The sequence below is a fragment of the Ruminiclostridium papyrosolvens DSM 2782 genome, assembly GCF_029318685.1.
Taxonomy (GTDB): domain Bacteria; phylum Bacillota; class Clostridia; order Acetivibrionales; family DSM-1351; genus Ruminiclostridium; species Ruminiclostridium papyrosolvens.
In genome coordinates this window covers 4,933,164-4,952,957 of sequence record NZ_CP119677.1, presented here as the reverse complement: position 1 = coordinate 4,952,957, position 19,794 = coordinate 4,933,164, and the positions used below count along the sequence as shown (strand labels likewise).

Here is a 19,794-nt window from a genome sequence, read left to right as displayed (position 1 = left end):
TAAATTTGAAAACCTGATATTCCCAAAGATAACAGGTTAATTTATTTTATAAGAAAGGAGAAATTATATGGAGAATAACAAAATAATCATGTATGATTCAACTTTGAGAGACGGGGCTCAGGCGCTGGGAATATCATTTACAGTTGAAGACAAACTCAAGATTGTTTCAAAGCTTGATGAACTGGGCATTGATTACATCGAAGCAGGTAATCCGGGTTCAAATCCTAAGGATCTTGAGTTTTTTGAAAGAGTATTAAAATTGAAATTGAGAACCTCAAAAATAATTGCTTTTGGGTCAACCAGAAGAGCAAATATAAAAGCCGAGGAAGATGTTAACATACAATCTCTTCTATATGCAGGTACTGAGGCAATAGCCGTATTTGGAAAGTCATGGGACTTTCAGGTTACCGATATATTAAAAACTACTCTGGATGAAAATCTTAATATGATATATGACACTGTTAAATATCTAAAGGAAAAAGGAAAAACTGTTGTTTACGACGCAGAACATTTTTTTGACGGTTATGATGCAAATCCCGAATACGCTATTGAAACCTTGAAGAAGGCATGTGTTGCAGGAGCGGATACAATATGTCTTTGTGATACCAAGGGAGGAAGCCTGCCTTCTCACATAGCCAAAATTACAAAAATAGTCAGAGAAGCAGTAGATTGTGCAATCGGAATTCACTGTCATAATGATAACGGAATGGCTGTAGCAGGCTCTATTTCAGCAGTAGAGGCGGGAGCAGTGCAGATACAGGGAACAATTAACGGCTTCGGTGAAAGATGCGGAAATGCCAACCTTTGCACAATTATTCCGAATCTTCAGCTTAGAATGGGATATCAGTGTATACCGGAGGAAAACATGTCTTATCTTACACCTACGGCGAGGTTTGTAAGTGAGGTTGCGAACATAATACATGATGAAAGGGCACCTTTCGTTGGAAACTGTGCATTTGCACACAAGGCGGGAATGCATGCTGATGCTGTAAATAAAAACACTTCTGCCTACGAAATGATAAACCCTGAGGTTGTGGGAAATCAGCGTGTAATCCTTATGTCCGAAGTGGCAGGCAGAAGCGCAGTCATGAACATTATTAACAAGATAGACAGTACAATAACCAAGGATTCCCCGGAAACCAAGAAGATAATTGAAAAATTGAAAGAGCTTGAATATGAAGGCTATCAGTATGAAGGTGCAGAAAGCTCATTTGAACTTGTTATCAGAAAGATGCTGGGCAAGTATAAAGCATTCTTTGAATTGAAAGAATTTAAAGTTATAGTAAATGAGCCCAGCATAAATAGCGTCAATTCATCTGCCATGATAAAAATTGTTGTAGGTGAGCAAACGGAGATTACGGCAGCAGAGGGAGACGGACCTGTAAACGCACTTGATAAAGCTTTAAGAAAAGCTTTGGAGAGGTTTTATCCTAAAATTGCGGAAATGAAGCTTACTGACTACAAAGTTAGGGTACTTGATTCTAATTTTGCCACTGCATCAAAGGTTAGGGTTCTCATAGAAACTACTGACGGACAGGATGTGTGGACTACGGTAGGAGTATCTTCCGATATAATTGAAGCCAGTTGGCGTGCGTTGGTTGATTCGGTGGAGCACAAGCTAATGAAGTCAGATATTTAGAATAACAATTTTTACAAATATATATAAATGTCGGCTGTATTTTTTTTGATTTACTGTATAATAGTAATAAAGATAAACTAATTATATAAGGGGATCAAATCAATTGAAGCTCTATGGCAGAATAATAAAGCAGGGAAAACTTATAAATGAAGCATGGGCCGAACCGCAGGGAGCATCTGAGGATTTCAGAGACCAACTTGAGGAATGTCTTATTCAGGTTTGCAAGAAACTTGATATAGAAGTTCCTATTTGGCTTAAAAAGAATACCACGGAATTCGGATTATATAGAAAAACCAGTTTCAATGGTGATCACTTCGGTGAAGAAATTAAATTTGACAGGTTCGAAATAACATTATATTAGACTAAAATATATTTTGTATATTAGTATGGGTGGAACTTATTGTTCTGCCCTTTTTATTTTTTGTGATTGAAAAAATAAATTATGATTTATGTATTTAAATAAAAAAATTGCAAACCATAAACATGAATACCTTGATTATGATTCTTTGTAAAGTTTGTACAAAAACTAAGTTTAAAACCGAAATATATTTTGACAAAACTATCATAGCTTGGTATACTTTATAATATAATATTATAAAGTATACTTTGGAGAGGGGGACTAAACATTGTCTTTTCTTATTGGTATTGATCTAGGAACATCGGGTGTAAAAACAGTATTATTTGACGAGGCTGGAAAGCCTGTTGCAAGCTCTACAGTTGAATATCCTCTTTATCAGCCTAACCTTGGCTGGGCTGAGCAGGATCCTGAAGAATGGTGGAGGGGCACATGCGAAAGTATAAATAATGTCATGTTAAAAAGTGGCGTTGATAAAAGAGAGGTTAAGGGCGTTGGATTGTCCGGACAAATGCATGGAGCCGTTTTACTGGATAAGGATGACAAAGTATTAAGAAACGCTATAATCTGGTGTGATCAGAGAAGTGCTGATGAATGTGTTCAGATTACTGACCTCATCGGTAGGGAAAGATTGATAGAAATTACTGCAAACCCGGCATTGACAGGGTTTACTGCTTCAAAAATCATGTGGGTTAAAAATAATGAACCTCAGATATTTGAAAAAGTAGCAAAAATATTGTTACCAAAGGACTATATCAGACTAAGGTTAACAGGCGAATATGCTACTGAGGTTTCTGATGCAAGCGGTATGCAGTTAATGAATATTGCAAAAAGAGAGTGGAGTACGGAAGTTCTTGATAAGTTGGGAATATCCACTTCAATGCTCGGTAAAATGTATGAATCTCAGGAAGTTACCGGAAAGGTTACTTCATCAGCAGCAGATCAGACAGGACTAAACGCCGGAACAATTGTAGTCGGTGGTGCCGGAGACCAAGCTGCAGGTGCAGTTGGAAACGGTATTGTTAAATCAGGAATAGTATCATCTACTATCGGAACATCGGGTGTTGTTTTTGCATATACAGACAAGCTTACAATAGATCCACTTGGAAGAGTCCATACATTCTGCCATGCTGTACCTAATACCTACCATGTAATGGGTGTTACACAAGGCGCCGGACTTTCACTGAAATGGTTCAGAGATAACTTCTGTATGGAAGAAATGATGACTTCTGAGCTTTCAGATATTGATGTGTACAAGCTGCTTGATGCAGAAGCAGAAACTATAAAACCTTGCAGCGACGGACTGATTTATCTTCCATATTTGATGGGGGAAAGAACTCCTCACCTTGATCCAAACGCAAAAGGTGTATTCTTTGGTCTTACAGCAAAGCACACAAAGCCTCATTTTATCCGTTCAATAATGGAAGGCGTAACCTTCAGCTTGAGGGATTGTCTTGAAATTATTAAGGAAATGGGCGTAGATATATCAGAGGTAAGAGCTTCAGGCGGAGGCGGAAAGAGCGGAATCTGGAGACAAATGCAAGCTGACGTATTCGGTACTAATATAAACCGTATTCGTTCTGATGAAGGACCAGCGTTAGGTGTTGCCATTCTTGCAGGAGTTGGCGCAGGCATATATGACAGTGTTCCTCAGGCTTGTGAAGATGTTATAAAGGTAAAAGATACTCTTGCTCCGATTGACGATAGAATAAATAAATATGATGATTTCTACAAGCTGTATACAAAGCTTTATAAATCATTAAAAGATGATTTTACCCAGCTTAGTACAATATTGAAATAAGCTTTATACAGTTATTTCTGTGTAAATTTAGAGTATATGGGGGTTGATTTATGAGGTTGGGTAAAGCCGGAAATAATAAGCTATTAAAAGAGATAAACGAGACATCGTTACTCGAATTAATAAGAACAAACAAGCAGGTATCAAAAGCTGAGCTTGCACAAATAACCGGACTTTCACCTACTGCATGTGGAACAATTGTTGCAAATCTGCTTGACAAAGGGTACATTCGTGAGGCAGGAGTAGGAACATCCAAGGGCGGCAGGAGGCCAATACTGTATGAATTAACCCCGAAAAGCTATTTTTCCATAGGTGTGGATATTGACGTTGATTATATGCGTTTTATTTTAATGGATATTACCGGGCAGGTTGAATTCAGGGACAAGATATCCTGTGATTTTGCCCGGGACACGTCAGAGTCAATCCGGCTTATGGAAGAGAAAATAGTGGAGATTATTAAGAACCACAGCATTGAACATGACAGATTACTTGGAGTAGGGGTATCGGTTCCGGGAATGATAGATAACCTTACACAGGAGATAATATTCGCACCGAATCTTGGTTGGGAACGTGTAAACCTGGAGCACATGATGGCAGGAGTAGGAGACTTTTCTATATATGTTGATAACGAAGCAATGTGTTCTGCGTTATGTGAAAACTGGATAGGGTGCTGTATGGATGAAAGTGATTTCGTATGTATAAATATGAAGTCAGGAATAGGCTCAAGTATATTTGCAGCCGGAAATCTGTACAGAGGATGTTGTGGAAGTGCAGGGGAAATAGGTCATATAACCGTTGACCAGAATGGACCAAGATGTGCCTGTGGAAATTATGGCTGTCTTGAAGCGTTGGTCTCGGCAAGAACTATGGTAGAAAAGGCACAAAAGTTGGTAAGACAAGGTTTGATAACGGATTTCGAGAACATTGACGCTATAACTGTTGATGATATTTTCAGACTGGCAGGCGAAGGAAACGAATCAGCCAGAATAATCCTCGTAGAGTCAGCAGGGTATTTGGGACTGGCAATAGCAAACCTTATAAACACGGTAAACCCTTCTAAAATAGTTCTTGGCAAAGAATTGGTCAAGTTTTCTGAAGATATAATGGAACATTTAAAAAGTATTGCGGTGGCCAAGGCGCTCAAGTATCCTGCTTCAAGAGTTGAAGTAGTAGCTTCAAAAATCGGAGAGGATTCATCAGCTTTGGGGGCGGCGATAATACCATTAAAAAAGCTATTTGGCTATAGGCTATAGGCTTAATATATTTGAAAAGGTTAGGAAATAAAAAATAATAAACGGAGGGATTTTAATATGTCAGAAGTATTTAGCGGTATTTCAAACATCAAATTTGAAGGAAGCGGCTCGGATAATCCATTAGCATTTAAGTACTACAACCCTAAAGCGGTTATTGGCGGAAAGACAATGGAAGAACATCTGAGATTCGCAGTAGCGTATTGGCATACTTTCGCAGCACCGGGTGCTGACATGTTCGGTGCAGGATCATATGTAAGACCTTGGAACACAATGGCCGATCCTCTGGAAATTGCAAAATACAAAGTTGAAGCAAACTTTGAATTTATTGAAAAGCTGGGAGCTCCTTTCTTTGCTTTCCATGACAGAGATATTGCTCCTGAAGGTGCTACACTTGCTGAAACAAATAAGAACCTTGATGTAATTGTTTCAGTAATCAAAGATAGAATGAAATCAAGCCCTGTAAAATTATTGTGGGGAACTACAAATGCTTTCGGAAACCCAAGATTTATGCATGGTGCATCAACTTCACCAAACGCTGACATATTCGCGTATGCAGCAGCTCAGGTTAAGAAGGCAATGGAAGTTACAAAGGAATTAGGCGGAGAAAACTATGTATTCTGGGGTGGCAGAGAAGGATACGAAACTCTGTTGAATACAGACATGAAGCTGGAACTTGACAATTTGGCAAGATTCTTAAAGATGGCTGTTGACTATGCTAAGGAAATTGGTTTTGACGGACAGTTCTTAATTGAGCCTAAGCCAAAGGAACCAACAAAGCACCAGTACGACTTTGATACAGCTACAGTTATCGGCTTCCTGAAGACATATGGATTGGATCCATACTTCAAGATGAACATCGAAGCTAACCATGCTACATTGGCAGGACATACATTCCAACATGAACTTGCTATGTGCAGAATCAACAATATGCTTGGAAGTATCGATGCTAACCAAGGTGACGTAATGCTCGGATGGGATACAGACCAATTCCCTACAAACCTGTATGATTCTACTCTTGCAATGTTAGAAGTATTAAAAGCAGGAGGATTGACAAAGGGTGGTTTGAACTTTGACTCAAAAGTCAGAAGAGGATCATTTGAACCGTCTGACTTGTTCTATGGACATATTGCAGGTATGGATACTTTTGCAAAGGGTCTTATCATAGCTAACAAGATTATGGAAGACGGCAAGTTCGATGCATTTGTTGCGGACAGATATTCAAGCTACACAACTGGTATCGGTAAAGATATCGTTGATGGAAAAGTTGGCTTTAAGGAATTAGAACAACACGCTCTTAATGCAAAGATTCAGAACAAATCCGGACGTCAGGAAATGTTGGAAGCTTTGTTAAATCAATATATTCTTGAAGCAAAATAAGCTTTAACTTTAAAATTAATACCCCCTTGGACTAGTGTTCAAGGGGGTATTTTAATATATAATATTTAAATTATTTCACAAAAATGTTAATTACTTACAGTTATTAAAAGCGTATTATAAAAGGCCGAAAAAAAGTCTTGCATAATTACATTAAATGGTATAATATATATTTTATCACATAGATTACTAAATTTATATATTATTCATTTTAAATTCTTCGTACATAATCAGAGCGTTTTGTCAGTACCCTTCATATATATTCTGTATATTCTACATGGCTGAAAATATTATGTTAATTTCAATTACTATAAACAATTAAATAATTAATAGGCAAATATACGTTAAAACGTCACGGATTAGAACGTGTAAAAATAATATCTGGAAACTAACTAAAAAATAGATATATTTCCTTCTAAAGTCCCTACGTATGAAGCAACATACGTAGGGGGTTTTTTTGACATTTATACCTTTAAATACTTCCATTCCCCTTTTCTCATTCGCAAAAGATACATAACGGAACGTGAACAGAAATCCAAAAAGATTCCAATCATAACAGCAATAAGTCCCATGCCAAGAGCCCTGTCAAGTGTATAGGAAGGCAGTACTCTTAAAGCCCACAAACCAACCAAAGAGGTAATCATTACATACTTAATATCACCGGCGGCTTTTAAAGTAGCCGAACAAATGTTTAGAACTGCAAGCAGGGGCTCCAGAACACCAAAGGTTCGTACAATCATTACAGATTCCTTTATTACTTCGGGGTCGTTGGTATATATTCTGGCCAACAAAGGAGCAAATGCAAACATAAAAATACCAAGAACAAATCCGAAAATCATAGTTATTTTTAATCCCTCATAAGAATAGCTGTTTGCCTTGTCATAATTCTTTTCACCAAGGCTTTGTCCTACAAGAGTTGTGTTGGCTATGGCAAAACCGAATATGGGGAAAAAGGCTATGGCATTAATATTAAGTCCTATTTGGTAAGCAGCCATTGCAACCGTACCCATAGTCACAATAATAAGCTGAAGAATTAGAAAACCCCCCTGCATAACTGCCTGTTCAATAAATCCCGGAACACCAATATTTATAATTCTTTTCATCAGCTGAGGGCTCAGACGGTAATTATCTTTAAGACTAAGATTAAGTTTGAGTCCTTTGCGGTTATACAAAACAAGAACTCTTACGGTTACGCCGATTATTCTTGAAGCAGTTACAGCAATGGCAGAACCTGCCACACCCATACTAGGTATATGTAGAAAAGGTACCCCGAAAATCAAAATGGTGTTAAGAATAATATTTACTATATTAACTCCTCCTGTAATATACATAGGAGTTTTTGTATCTCCGGCCCCTCTCATTGCACCTGATACAATTATGTCCAGAACAAAAAAGGGAAGACTGAACAAAATAATATTGAAATAAGTCAACCCATGGTTGAAAACCGGTACCTCTGCTTTCCTCAGAAATAAATTGAGAATGGGATTAGAGAAGACTTTTCCTGTTACCAGCAGAAATATTCCTACAACAAGAGCCATGTACCCTGACTGAACCAAAGTTCTTTTGGCCTCAGTATGATTTCCTTCTCCTGTTACCCTTGCTATAACTACTGTAGTTCCTATTGACAGTCCTGAAAAGACAGTCTGCAGGAAGTTTATGAGCATATTGACCATACCCACACCTGCCAAGGCTGCTGTACCAATCCAGCTCATGAATACCGTAGAAATGATACCTACCATCATTTCAAGAATCTGCTCAGTAATAGAAGGCCAGGCAAGACCGATAATTTCTTTATCAATTTCTCTGTTTAGTTTAAACTTTTTCATGAATATGACCCCGTATAATAGTATTTAAACTACTATTATAGACCTATAATTTTGGCATGTCACCAACAAAAACATACTAAAAAGTCGTAAAATCTGTTATAAGTCACTCCTATAAAGAGATGGGGGTATACCATATTTTTTCTTAAACATTTTTGAGAAGTTATATATGTCATCATAACCTGTGCTTCTGCCAGCCTCTGCCACTGTATAGCCATGTTTGGAAAGAAGAAGTGCAGCTTTTTCAAGCCTGTAATTGACAATGAAATTCTGGGGTGTATTCCCGGTGTGCTTATTAAAAATCCTACATAGATATCTTCTGTCAATACCAAGCATATTTGCTATACTTTCCACAGAAAGCTGACTTGCATAATTTGCCATGATATAATCCTTGGCACGTTTACAGTAAACACTGGTAGAAGACCCTTTCTGTGTTTGACTGAACTCTTCTGACACATATGAAAAAAGCTCAAAGATTTTACCGCATAAGTATAATTCCGAAGAATGCTGCATGTTTTCAGCATCCTTCATACTTAAAAAAGTGTTTCTGAGAGAAGGTATATGCATTGTACAAATACCATCCGAAAACCCGCTGTTTTTGAGCAAATCAGGAGCTGAACTACCGTTAAACCCAATCCATATATATTCCCAGGGATTATCGTTATCTGCTTTATAGAAGGTTAATTCGTAAGGCCTTATCAGAAACAGAGAGTCCTTGGATAAAGGGTAGCGTTTCCCGGCTCTCTCAAAAATACCACTTCCTGAAATAATAAAGTGAATGAGATAATATTCACGTGAGGCAGGTCCAAAAAAATGTCCCTTATCACATGTCTCCCACCCGCATATCAACGGGTTGATATCTTTAAAACATTTATTCAGTAGAGGAATATGGTGCATTTAAAACAACCCCTTAGTATATCTATCTGTATTCAATAACTTCACTCATATCTCTGAATTTTTTCCCACGGGGAGAATAATTGGGAACTCCTATGGGGATAACGCTTATAAGTCTTAAATCATCTCTTACATTTAAAAGGCTTTTAATCTTGAGCTCTCCGACTACGGCGTCATTCATCCAACATGCTCCATAGCCTTTTTCAGTTATTGCAAGCAGCATATTTTGGACAGCGGCGCCAACTGACAGAATATCAGGGTAAGCAAGGGCATCCAGCATTTCTCTTTTGGTGAAGCCTTTTTCAGAGAAAGCCTTGGAAACTCTTTCGTCATAGTAATCCATACTGTCAAGAAATACAAATATAACCAGAGGGGCATTTTTGAAAAAACTCGTGGCCTTTTCTCTGGAAGTAAGAAATTCTTCATTGGCTTCAATTTGGCCTGTACCATAAAAATCTCTTGCACTCTTTGCCGTTTCCTCTGCAAGTTTATTAATTAACGCTTTGTCCTCCACAGCCACAAAGTGCCAGCATTGGCTGTTGCAGCCGCTTGGAGCGTTTACCGCACAAGAAATAAAATATTCAATATCCTCATGGGGAATAGGGGTTTCTTTAAATTTACGTATACTTCTTCTTGCTGCTGCAAGATTATATAAATTATTTTCCAAAAAAATCATCCTTTCAAATAATATATTATTCTATATATTTATTTCATACTGAAGGTTACATTATAACAAATATAAGTTACATTATTCAATTTCCGAATTATTTATTTATGGTATGCTATTGATATAGTTTAAATGGCATGGAGGGTATCAATAATGGTCAAAATAACATTTATGGGAGCCGGCAGTACTGTATTTGCAAAAAATGTACTTGGGGACAGTATGTGTACGGAAGCACTGGCAGATAGTGAAATACGACTGTATGACATTGCAGGCGACAGACTCAAGGAATCTCAGATAATGCTGGAGGCAATAAATCAGAATGTAAACAAGGGAAGGGCTAAAATAAAAACCTATTTAGGAGCAGAAAACAGAAAGGAAGCCCTTCGTGATGCGGACTTTGTTATAAATGCCATACAAGTTGGCGGTTATGACCCATGTACGATTATTGATTTTGAAATTCCGAAAAAGTATGGATTAAGGCAAACAATTGCGGATACACTAGGAATCGGCGGAATAATGCGCACACTCAGGACAATACCTGTTATGGAGGATTTTGCCAGAGATATTGAAGAAGTTTGTCCTGACGCTTGGCTGTTGAATTATACAAATCCCATGGCCATGTTGTCCGGATATATGCAGAGATACACAGGGGTAAAAACAGTGGGTTTATGTCATAGCGTACAGATTTGCTCTCAGGATTTGCTTAAATCCTTGGGTATGGAAGACCGACTGGAAGGAAGAAAGGAATTGATAGCCGGGATAAATCATATGGGGTGGTTATTGGAAATATGCGATAAGGACGGTAACGACCTTTACCCTGAGATTAAAAGACTTGCAAAAGAAAAAAATCAGAGTGAGAAGCATAATGACATGGTAAGATATGAGTATATTGAAAAATTAGGGTATTACTGTACTGAGTCAAGTGAACATAATGCAGAGTACAATCCCTACTTTATAAAATCCTCATACCCCGAACTTATAGATAAATTTAACATACCTCTTGATGAGTATCCCAGAAGATGCATAAATCAGATTGAAGAATGGAATAAACGCAGGGATGAATTAATGAGTAATCAGGCTCTGAACCATACCCGATCAAGGGAGTATGCATCGTACATTATGGAGGCAATGGTAACAAATAAACCTTTTAAAATCGGTGGAAACGTTATAAATAAAGGCGGACTGATTGAGAATCTTCCTCATGAGGCATGTGTTGAAGTACCTTGTATGGTTGACGGTATGGGCGTTAATCCATGCAGAGTAGGACGGTTGCCTGTGCAATTGGCAGCAATGAACATGACTAACATTAACGTTCAGCTCATAACTATTGAGGCGGCAGTCACAAGAAAGAAGGAGCATATATATCATGCAGCTATGCTGGACCCCCACACGGGTTCTGAAATGACTCTTGATAACATAGTCAAAATGGTTGATGAACTAATAGATGCACATGGCAGTTGGCTTCCTAAATTCAAATAATATCAAAATTATAAAAAATAACTTTAAGCTATGCTTAGAGTTATTTTTTTGCCTATTTACATATAAAATCTTCTCACTTACACTAATTTTTATAAGAATATAATTTTGAACTAGTACCATTATGCAAAATTATATTTTTAAATAATTTAAAAATATAAATGTATATTTTGAATAAATCTATTGACACAGAATAGTTCAGAATATATAATAGCAAACATATAATATTACTAGGAATAATACAGCAGAGTGATAAATCAATGAAATTATTATAAATAGAGGCACGTAGCATTTAGGTGCCAATAACTGTTGCCGAAATCGGAGGTTAATGAAAATGGGAAAGAGATATTGGGTAGAAGAAGTTGAAACTATAGACAGAGACCAGCTGGAAGCTTACCAGTTGGAACATTTGAAGTCTCAGATAAAGCTTGCATATGAAAAGTCTGCATATTACAAAGAAAGTTTTGAGAAAGCAGGCGTTACGCCCGAAGATATAAAAACTCTGGAGGATATAAGAAAGTTCCCCATATTGACAAAACACACAATCAGAGAGAGACAAAACGAAAAGCCGATTTTAGGAGACCTGGTAACGGTAAATGAAGAGAAAGTGGTATTTATATCCTCCTCCAGCGGTTCCACCGGAAAGCCTACTGCCAGTCCCTTCAGCAAAGTTGATTTTGATGAGTTTCAGGAGGTTGAGAGCAGATTATTCTGGCAGGCAGGAATGAGGCCGAAGGACAGATACATACATGCACTTAATTTTTCACTTTTTGTTGGAGGGCCGGATGTAATAGGAGCACAAAATTTAGGAGCACTGTGCATCTGGGCGGGAACAATTCCGACAGACAGACTGCTGTTCATATTGCAGGAATATCAGCCAAACATAATATGGACTACACCGTCCTATGCATGGTATCTGGGAGAAACCGCCAGAGAAAAGGGAATAGACATAAAAAAGGACTTATCCATTAGAACAATAATAGTTGCTGGCGAACCGGGAGGCTCAATACCCGCAACAAGAAAAGCAATTGAGGATTTGTGGGGAGCGGACGTATACGATTTTTATGGAATATCAGATATTTTCGGGGCCTGTGCTGCTGCGTGTGAGTATCATGAAGGACTTCATATTGCAGAGGATCATCTGCTGGTGGAAGTAGTTGACGAGCACACAGGAGAACCTGTTGCAGAAGGTGAAAGGGGAGAAATGCTTCTTACAACCCTGAGAAAGGAAGCAAGACCCATGATTCGCTTCAAAACGGGAGACATTGTTACATATACAAATCAGAAGTGCAAATGCGGTAGAACTCACAAGCGCATAAATGTAGTAGGCAGAGTAGATGATATGTTTATTTGCGGGGGCGTAAATGTTTTCCCCAGCGATATAGAATATACCGTGAGGAATATAAAGGACTTAACGGGAGAGTACAGAGTTACCGTGTTGACAGACAATCACATTACTAAATTCAGTGTAGAGGTTGAAAAAAGAATAGGGGCAGAAACCACTGATGAAGAGCTTGTAAGGATAATTGCCCATGAACTTAAAACTCACTTGGGAATAAAGCCAAAAGAGGTTGTACTACTTCCGGAAGGAGCACTTCCAAGAGCAACCCATAAGGCCAAAAGACTGGTAGACATAAGAACAGAAAAATAAAAAAATAATAATTATATTTTTCCACGGAGGGAATAATGCCAAAACTAAGTACAAGATTGGACTGGTTCTCTGAATCAATTATTAGAAAAATGACAAGAATAGCTAACCAATATGATGCAATAAATCTTTCCCAGGGCTTCCCTGACTTTGACCCACCCCAAGAGTTGATTGAAGCCCTTAAAAAAACAGCAGATGAAGGCCCTCATCAATATGAAATAACCTGGGGCTCACCTCTTTTCAGAGAAGCGGTTGCAAAAAAACAGGAGCGTTTTATGAATATAAAACTTAATCCTGATGAGAATATAGTGGTAACTTGCGGAAGTACAGAAGCCATGATGGCTGCAATGATGTCAGTATGCGAGGCAGGTGAAAAAGTAGCGATATTCTCACCTTTTTATGAAAACTATGCAGCAGATACGGTTCTTTGCGGAGCCATACCGATATATGTTCCTTTGAATCCGCCGGAATTTACATTTAATAAGGATGAGTTGGAAAATGCATTCAAGGAGGGAGCAAAGGCTTTAATACTGTGTAATCCCTCAAACCCTCTGGGTAAAGTATTTACAAGGGATGAGCTCATGTTTATTTCCGAATTGGTTACAAAATACGACGCTTTTGTAATTACTGATGAAGTATACGAGCACATAGTCTATGAACCCAGCAAACATATATACTTTGCATCCTTGCCGGGAATGTTTGAGAGAACCATCTCCTGCAGCTCCTTGTCAAAAACATATTCGATAACCGGATGGAGGTTGGGATACGTAATCGGCCCTAAAAATGTAATAGACAATTGCAAGAAGGTTCACGATTTCCTGACAGTTGGTGCAGCGGCTCCCTTGCAGAAGGCGGCACTGGCAGGTCTGGCCTTTGGGGATGACTATTACAGGGAACTAACCTCCCTGTACACCGAAAAAAGAGAGCTTTTCTTAAAAGGATTGGATTCAATAGGCTTAAAATATCATAAACCTGAGGGAGCTTACTATGTAATGGTAGACATAAGCGAGTTTGGTATAAAAACTGATGTGGAGTTTGCAAAAAGACTTGCAGAAAACGTCGGTGTTGCTGCGGTTCCCGGCTCAAGCTTTTTCAAGGATGATGTAAATAACTATGTAAGGTTTCACTTTGCAAAGAAGAAGGAAACTCTGGAAAAGGCTCTGGAGCGTCTGCAAAACATCCGCAAATTCTTTTAAACCTTGGTTGGTAAGCCAAAAGGAGATGTATTTATGACAGAAGTGACATTTTTAGGCAGAGGCGGGCAAGGTGCATTTACAACATCCAGAATACTGGGCGCAGCGGCAAGTTTGTATGAAAACAAGTTCGCCCTGAGTTTTCCAAGCTTTGGCCCTGAAAGACGTGGTGCTCCGGTTTTTGCATATACCAAAATAGATACAGTGCCCATAAGAAACAGAAGTCAATGTGAGTATAGCGATTATATTGTTGTATTGGATGAAAGCCTTTATGATGAAAATTTACATAAAAAACTAAAACCTCATGGGAAGATAATTCTTAATACTCCTAAAGAAAAGAGCAGCCCTGATATTATCTGTTTTGACGCAACAAAAGTTGCCCAAGAATATCTGGGTACGGCAATAACCAATACCGCCATGCTTTCAGTATTGGTGGCGAATACAGGATTGGTTTCAAAAGACAGCCTCTTAGCGGCAATCAAATACGACATGCCTTTGAGGATAGCCTCAAAGAATCAAAAACTTGCACAATATATTTTTACACTTACAAAAGGAGTAGGATTATGAGCAGACCAACTGTGAAAACAGACTTTTCAGGAGAAATACCCAAAGGTACCTATGGGCCTGCAATGCATCTCACGGAAACACTGGAAGGTTGGAGAAACTTAAGACCTGTAATAAATAATAATATTTGCAATAATTGCGGGTTATGTTACCTTGTATGTCCCGAAGGAGTAATTTTCGATGAAAAAAATAAAATGGACATAGACTACGGTTTTTGCAAGGGCTGCGGTATTTGTGCCAGAGAATGCAGAAAGAATGCGATTACCATGGAAAAGGGGGATGCGGCAAATGAGTAACAAGGTATTCGTTTCAGGAAATGAAGCAGTAGCCATTGGTGTAAAACTTGCAAAACCAAAGGTAATAGCCGCATACCCAATCACACCTCAAACCATAGTGGTGGAAAGACTTGCTGAAATGGTTGAAAAGCAGGAGCTTAATGCGGAATACATGTATGTTGAGTCAGAACACTCGGCATTAGCAGCAGTAATGGGAGCAAGTGTACTTGGAGCCAGAACCTTTACGGCAACCTCATCACAGGGACTTTTATACATGGCGGAAGTAATGCACTATGCAAGCGGAGGAAGAGTACCCTTAGTAATGATGAATGCTAACAGAGCTCTAGCCCTTCCATGGAGTATATTCGGAGACCAGAGAGATTCCCTGTCAATGTTGGACAGCGGATGGATACAGGTTTATGTAGAGGATGCTCAGGAGAGTCTGGATATGATAATACAGGCATACGCTCTGGCTGAAAACAAAGAAGTATTGACGCCTGTTATGGTAAACCTCGATGGCTTTGTATTAACCCATACATATGAAGCTATAGAAGTTCCCCAAGAAGAGCAGGTAGACAAATTTCTGACTGACTTTAAACTTGAGGGGAAAATGGATTTGGAAAACCCGAGAAATTTATTTTTCTCATCAAGTCCTGCTGACAATATACGGTTTAAAGTGCAACAGCACCAAGCAATAGTAGCCTCACGAGAAATAATTGAAAACCTGGATAAACAATACGGAGAAATAACAGGCAGAAGCTACGGAGGCCTAGTCACAGGCTACAGAACAGAAGATGCTGAGATTATACTTGTAACGCTGGGAAGTATTACGGGACAGGTAAGGGATGTATTTGATGTCCTCAGAACACGTGGAGAAAAAGTGGGGGTAGTTAAAATCAGGTTTATGCGACCTTTTCCTGAAAAAGAAATACTTGAGCTTTGCAGAAATGCAGCTGTAATAGGAGTACTGGAAAAGGATATATCCTTTGGATATCACGGAACGGTCTATACAAATGTAGCTGATGCCCTCAAAAATACAAATAAAAGACTAATTAACTTTGTAGGCGGTCTTGGCGGTAAGAATATAAGCCAGAAGGACATTGAAGAAATATTCAGTGGATTGAAAAACATTGATAAAATCACAAATACCGTCAATTTTATCGGGCTGGGGGTGTAGAGGTGCTAAAGAGATTGGATAAGGAAGAATACTTTTATGGACATAAAGGCTGCGGCGGCTGCGGCGGAAGTCTTGCAGTAAGGCTCGCACTGAAAGTTCTTGGTAAGGATACTTTCGTAGTACTCCCCGCAGGATGTATGTCAGCGGTAGGATTTGTATATCCACAGCTTTGTTTCGGAGTAAATGCATTGATATCACCTTTTGCCAGTACTGCCGCCATGCTGTCGGGTATCAGGGCAGCAGCCAAATCACTGAACATTGAAAATTGCAATGTTGTAGGTTTTGCAGGGGACGGAGGTACTGCTGATATAGGCCTTCAGGCATTATCCGGTGCAATAGACCGGGGTGACAAGATAATATATATTTGCTACGACAATGAAGCATATATGAATACGGGAGTTCAACAAAGCAGTCTGACACCCTATGGTGCAAGAACAACAACAACCCCTCCCGGTGAGCACATACATGGGAGCATAAACAGTAAAAAAAATATGTTTGAAATAGTAGCCGCGCATCACATAAAATATGCTGCAACAGCGAGTATAGGCAATATTCCTGACTATATCAAAAAAGTTGAAAAGGCAAAAAACACTAACGGCACATCCTACATACACATAGCGGCACCCTGTCCCACGGGTTGGGGAATAGACAGCAGTGAAACTGTAGCGATTGCAAGAGAAGCAATAGAATGCGGACTTTGGTATCTGGCAGAATATGAAGACGGAAAATATAAGCTTAACAAAGATGTGAAGGAATTTACAAGTATTGGGATATACCTTAAAAAACAAGGACGATTCAAGCATTTAACGGAGGAAGATATTCAGGAGATTGAAAAGCAGAGAGATAATCAAATTAAATTTATAAAGGAACGATACATATAGGTTCCTTCAAAAGGGGTGTTTTAATGATAAAGATATTAAAAGCAGGTATAGCAGGGATTTTAACTTTAGCATTGGGCTTGGGTGTGGCAGCTTGCGGCAGTACAAATTCTTCTAAGAATTCAGCTGATTCCACAGCACAGCAGTCTGCTTCGGGAAAAGACAGCGGAAAGGAAATAGTTTTCGGGGTAGCCCCGGGACCGTACGGAGATATGGTAAAGCTGGCTATAAAACCTGAGCTTGAGAAAAAGGGATATGCCATAAAAATAATGGAGTTCAGTGATTATGTGCAGCCAAACATAGCATTGGGAAACGGCGAAATAAATGTAAATCTGTTTCAACATACAGTATATTTGGAGAACTTTGCAAAAGAACATAAATTGGAATTGAGCCGGGTAATCAGCGTACCCACTGCAAGCATGGGAATATTCTCAAAAAAATATAAAAAACTTGAAGAAGTGCCTGATGGAGCAACAGTTACATTGCCAAATGACGTTCCAAATCTGGCAAGAGCGCTGAGATTTCTGGTACAGGTAAAGCTCATAACCTTAAAGCCTGATATTGATTTAACAAAGGCATCTGAAAAGGATATAAACGAAAACCCTAAAAAGCTTGTTTTTACACCTGCAGAAGCAGCACAACTTCCCAGAACTCTTGACAGTTCCGACATAGCAATAATAAATGGTAATTTTGCCATTTCAGCAGGCTTAAAGCTTTCAGACGCTGTTGCCAAGGAGAAATTGGATGAATCATATAAAAATGTAATAGCGGTGAATACCAAGGACAAACAAGCCCAGTTTGTAAAAGATATAGAGGAAATAGTGAAATCACAGGAATTTAAAAATGTAATAAAAGATGATAAAAACATATTCAAGGATTTTGATTTCCCCGAATGGTTTACCAAATAACCGTATTTCATGTTGAAAGGAGGAGTCCTATGATAAGGCTTGAAAACGTCAGTGTAGTATTTGAACAGAAAAAGCAGCAAGATATTGTGGCGGTAAAAGACGTATCACTGCACATTCGTAAAGGCGAGATATTCGGAATAGTAGGCACGAGCGGGGCGGGAAAAAGCAGTCTTATAAGGACTCTGAACGTTCTGCAAAGACCAACTGACGGAAAGGTTTTCGTAGACGGAGAAGATATAACAAATGCCCGCGGCAAAAAACTGCGTAATATAAGAAGAAAAATAGGAATGATTTTTCAACACTTTAACCTTATATCCAGAAAAACAGTGGGAAAGAATGTTGAGTTTGCGTTAAAAATTCAGGATTACCCAAAAGAGGACAGAAGTAAAAGGGTAAAGGAACTTCTGGAAATAGTCGGGCTGTCCGACAAGGAAAATGTGTATCCTGCCAATCTTAGCGGAGGTCAAAAGCAAAGGGTGGCAATAGCAAGAGCATTAGCCGCAAATCCAAAAGTTCTGCTGTGTGATGAGGCTACTTCAGCATTAGATGTCCAGACAACAGAAGAAATTTTACAACTCCTTAGGAAAATCAACAGAGAACTGGATATAACAATAGTATTTATAACACATCAGTTGGAGATAGCTAAAACCCTGTTTGACAGAATAGCTGTTATGAGTAATGGCGTTGTTATAGAAGAAAACGATACATATCAGATATTTGCAGCACCTGAAAATGAAATAACGCAAAGTCTTGTAAAGGATAACATAAAGCTGCCTTCTGAAATTGTTAAATCCGTTAAGAGTGAAATCATAAAGCTTGTATACAAGGGAGAAAAGAGTGTTGAACCCATTATATCTTTGGCAAATAAAAATTTTGACGTAATATTGAATATACTTCACGGAAAAATTGAGTATATAAAGGGAAAGCCAATAGGTATACTTTTTGTCACACTTGAAGGTGCCCATGAAGAGTGCGAAAGGGCCAAGCAGTTTATTGCCGACAATGTTGAAGAAATAACCACATACTATAATGGTAAAAAAGGAGACCCCGCATGGAATATAGCTTAGAGATTTTATCACAACTGGGAAAGGCATCAAGAGAAACATTATTGATGGTGTCTATAGCAACAGTTATTGGCTGTGTAGCAGGATTATTTTTGGGCTTGATTCTTTACATAACCTCCATCAATCTGCTTTACAAAAATAGAGCAGTCAATACCATTGCGGGTTTTATTATAAACATTATAAGGTCCATACCTTTTGTTATTCTACTGGTACTTTTAGTTCCCGTAACATCAAAGGTAGTTGGGACTGCTATAGGGCCTAAAGCAGCGTCGGTACCTTTGACAGTTGCATCAGTAGCATTTTTTGCAAGGCTTGCGGAAGCATCCTTTGAAGAGGTGGATAAGGGATTGATAGAGGCGGCTTTGGCTATGGGAGGCGGTATAAAACATATTGTCTCAGGGGTATTATTGGTAGAGGCTCTTCCCTCATTAATCAGAGCTACAACAGTAACAATAATAAGCATTATAGGATATTCTGCAATGGCAGGAACTGTCGGAGGCGGCGGTATTGGCGATTTGGCTGTCAGATTCGGCTACTATAGATATCAGATGGATGTAATGTTTATAACAGTTATCTTTTTAATAGTTATTGTTCAGGCAATACAGGTATCAGGTGAAAAAATAGCAAAACTTTTAACTAAAAATTAATTTCAACTATAGCACAATAATAAAGGTGTTGTCTGTCATAAGTGATAGGCAGCCCTTTTGTTTTATTTGAGAATGGTATGGAACTGGCAAAATATATGGATTATAATATGAATAATAAATTCAAAGCCGGAATAAATTCACTTTGGTCAGGGGTTAATACT

The 19,794-nt window shown here is 38.6% G+C and carries 18 protein-coding genes; 15 read left to right on the top strand and 3 right to left on the bottom strand.

All coding sequences use genetic code 11. The features are described from left to right. The first annotated feature begins 67 nt into the window (after positions 1-67). From cimA to xylA, 5 genes are all read left to right on the top strand, one after another. On the top strand, positions 68-1,639 hold the full coding sequence (gene cimA / locus P0092_RS21705; RefSeq protein WP_004620910.1) for a citramalate synthase: 1,572 nt from the start codon (positions 68-70) through the stop codon (positions 1,637-1,639). Positions 1,640-1,742: 103 nt separating this feature from the next. Continuing rightward, entirely contained in the window at positions 1,743-2,000 is a 258-nt protein-coding gene (locus P0092_RS21700) for a hypothetical protein (RefSeq protein ID WP_004620909.1), read from the top strand. 265 nt (positions 2,001-2,265) lie between these two features. Beyond that, the gene (gene xylB, locus P0092_RS21695; RefSeq protein ID WP_004620908.1) at positions 2,266-3,795 is read left to right on the top strand and encodes a xylulokinase; all 1,530 of its coding nucleotides are present in this window, start codon (positions 2,266-2,268) and stop codon (positions 3,793-3,795) included. A gap of 50 nt (positions 3,796-3,845) precedes the next feature. Next, on the top strand, positions 3,846-5,045 hold the full coding sequence (locus P0092_RS21690) for an ROK family transcriptional regulator (RefSeq protein WP_004620907.1): 1,200 nt from the start codon (positions 3,846-3,848) through the stop codon (positions 5,043-5,045). Positions 5,046-5,102: 57 nt separating this feature from the next. After that, positions 5,103-6,422: a xylose isomerase gene (gene xylA, locus P0092_RS21685; RefSeq protein ID WP_004620906.1), complete on the top strand. Its 1,320-nt coding sequence runs from the start codon at positions 5,103-5,105 to the stop codon at positions 6,420-6,422. Between the two features lie 461 nt (positions 6,423-6,883). Here xylA and P0092_RS21680 read toward each other — a convergent pair whose 3' ends face one another. The 3 genes from P0092_RS21680 to P0092_RS21670 all read right to left on the bottom strand — a co-directional run bounded on the left by P0092_RS21680 (position 6,884) and on the right by P0092_RS21670 (position 9,812). Then, a complete protein-coding gene (locus P0092_RS21680) occupies positions 6,884-8,245 on the bottom strand; it encodes an MATE family efflux transporter (RefSeq protein ID WP_004620905.1) in 1,362 nt (453 codons plus the stop codon). A 96-nt stretch (positions 8,246-8,341) separates the two neighbouring features. Beyond that, complete coding sequence (locus P0092_RS21675) at positions 8,342-9,139, bottom strand: AraC family transcriptional regulator (RefSeq protein ID WP_004620904.1); 798 nt, start codon at positions 9,137-9,139, stop codon at positions 8,342-8,344. A 22-nt stretch (positions 9,140-9,161) separates the two neighbouring features. After that, positions 9,162-9,812 carry a nitroreductase family protein gene (locus P0092_RS21670; protein WP_242831787.1) on the bottom strand — a complete coding sequence of 217 codons (651 nt, stop codon included), beginning with the start codon at positions 9,810-9,812 and terminating at the stop codon, positions 9,162-9,164. 144 nt (positions 9,813-9,956) lie between these two features. On the opposite strand from P0092_RS21670, the gene melA reads away from it, so the two are divergent. The 10 genes from melA to P0092_RS21620 all read left to right on the top strand — a co-directional run bounded on the left by melA (position 9,957) and on the right by P0092_RS21620 (position 19,633). Next, entirely contained in the window at positions 9,957-11,282 is a 1,326-nt protein-coding gene (gene melA / locus P0092_RS21665) for an alpha-glucosidase/alpha-galactosidase (protein ID WP_004620902.1), read from the top strand. Positions 11,283-11,613: 331 nt separating this feature from the next. Continuing rightward, complete coding sequence (locus P0092_RS21660) at positions 11,614-12,930, top strand: phenylacetate--CoA ligase family protein (protein WP_004620901.1); 1,317 nt, start codon at positions 11,614-11,616, stop codon at positions 12,928-12,930. A 35-nt stretch (positions 12,931-12,965) separates the two neighbouring features. Beyond that, positions 12,966-14,123 carry a pyridoxal phosphate-dependent aminotransferase gene (locus tag P0092_RS21655; RefSeq protein ID WP_004620899.1) on the top strand — a complete coding sequence of 386 codons (1,158 nt, stop codon included), beginning with the start codon at positions 12,966-12,968 and terminating at the stop codon, positions 14,121-14,123. A 33-nt stretch (positions 14,124-14,156) separates the two neighbouring features. After that, a complete protein-coding gene (locus tag P0092_RS21650; protein ID WP_004620898.1) occupies positions 14,157-14,687 on the top strand; it encodes a 2-oxoacid:acceptor oxidoreductase family protein in 531 nt (176 codons plus the stop codon). Further along, entirely contained in the window at positions 14,684-14,980 is a 297-nt protein-coding gene (locus P0092_RS21645; protein WP_004620895.1) for a 4Fe-4S binding protein, read from the top strand. Before P0092_RS21650 ends, P0092_RS21645 begins: the two co-directional genes overlap by 4 nt. After that, the gene (locus P0092_RS21640; protein ID WP_004620893.1) at positions 14,973-16,136 is read left to right on the top strand and encodes a transketolase C-terminal domain-containing protein; all 1,164 of its coding nucleotides are present in this window, start codon (positions 14,973-14,975) and stop codon (positions 16,134-16,136) included. Before P0092_RS21645 ends, P0092_RS21640 begins: the two co-directional genes overlap by 8 nt. Positions 16,137-16,138: 2 nt before the next feature. After that, positions 16,139-17,017 (top strand): thiamine pyrophosphate-dependent enzyme, encoded by an 879-nt coding sequence (locus P0092_RS21635; RefSeq protein ID WP_004620891.1) that lies wholly within the window; start codon positions 16,139-16,141, stop codon positions 17,015-17,017. A 23-nt stretch (positions 17,018-17,040) separates the two neighbouring features. Further along, positions 17,041-17,922 carry a MetQ/NlpA family ABC transporter substrate-binding protein gene (locus P0092_RS21630; protein ID WP_004620888.1) on the top strand — a complete coding sequence of 294 codons (882 nt, stop codon included), beginning with the start codon at positions 17,041-17,043 and terminating at the stop codon, positions 17,920-17,922. A gap of 29 nt (positions 17,923-17,951) precedes the next feature. Continuing rightward, a complete protein-coding gene (locus P0092_RS21625) occupies positions 17,952-18,989 on the top strand; it encodes a methionine ABC transporter ATP-binding protein (RefSeq protein ID WP_004620885.1) in 1,038 nt (345 codons plus the stop codon). Continuing rightward, positions 18,974-19,633: a methionine ABC transporter permease gene (locus tag P0092_RS21620; protein ID WP_004620882.1), complete on the top strand. Its 660-nt coding sequence runs from the start codon at positions 18,974-18,976 to the stop codon at positions 19,631-19,633. Before P0092_RS21625 ends, P0092_RS21620 begins: the two co-directional genes overlap by 16 nt. Positions 19,634-19,794: the final 161 nt, after the last annotated feature.

Coding starts and splice junctions, on each gene's coding strand:
- P0092_RS21690 (WP_004620907.1), top strand. CDS start 3,846: ATGAGGTTGGGTAAAGCCGGAAATAATAAGCTATTAAAAGAGATAAAC.
- P0092_RS21650 (WP_004620898.1), top strand. CDS start 14,157: ATGACAGAAGTGACATTTTTAGGCAGAGGCGGGCAAGGTGCATTTACA.
- P0092_RS21670 (WP_242831787.1), bottom strand. CDS start 9,812: ATGATTTTTTTGGAAAATAATTTATATAATCTTGCAGCAGCAAGAAGA.
- cimA (WP_004620910.1), top strand. CDS start 68: ATGGAGAATAACAAAATAATCATGTATGATTCAACTTTGAGAGACGGG.
- P0092_RS21620 (WP_004620882.1), top strand. CDS start 18,974: ATGGAATATAGCTTAGAGATTTTATCACAACTGGGAAAGGCATCAAGA.
- P0092_RS21640 (WP_004620893.1), top strand. CDS start 14,973: ATGAGTAACAAGGTATTCGTTTCAGGAAATGAAGCAGTAGCCATTGGT.
- P0092_RS21660 (WP_004620901.1), top strand. CDS start 11,614: ATGGGAAAGAGATATTGGGTAGAAGAAGTTGAAACTATAGACAGAGAC.
- P0092_RS21645 (WP_004620895.1), top strand. CDS start 14,684: ATGAGCAGACCAACTGTGAAAACAGACTTTTCAGGAGAAATACCCAAA.
- P0092_RS21630 (WP_004620888.1), top strand. CDS start 17,041: ATGATAAAGATATTAAAAGCAGGTATAGCAGGGATTTTAACTTTAGCA.
- P0092_RS21675 (WP_004620904.1), bottom strand. CDS start 9,139: ATGCACCATATTCCTCTACTGAATAAATGTTTTAAAGATATCAACCCG.
- P0092_RS21655 (WP_004620899.1), top strand. CDS start 12,966: ATGCCAAAACTAAGTACAAGATTGGACTGGTTCTCTGAATCAATTATT.
- xylA (WP_004620906.1), top strand. CDS start 5,103: ATGTCAGAAGTATTTAGCGGTATTTCAAACATCAAATTTGAAGGAAGC.
- P0092_RS21680 (WP_004620905.1), bottom strand. CDS start 8,245: ATGAAAAAGTTTAAACTAAACAGAGAAATTGATAAAGAAATTATCGGT.
- melA (WP_004620902.1), top strand. CDS start 9,957: ATGGTCAAAATAACATTTATGGGAGCCGGCAGTACTGTATTTGCAAAA.
- P0092_RS21625 (WP_004620885.1), top strand. CDS start 17,952: ATGATAAGGCTTGAAAACGTCAGTGTAGTATTTGAACAGAAAAAGCAG.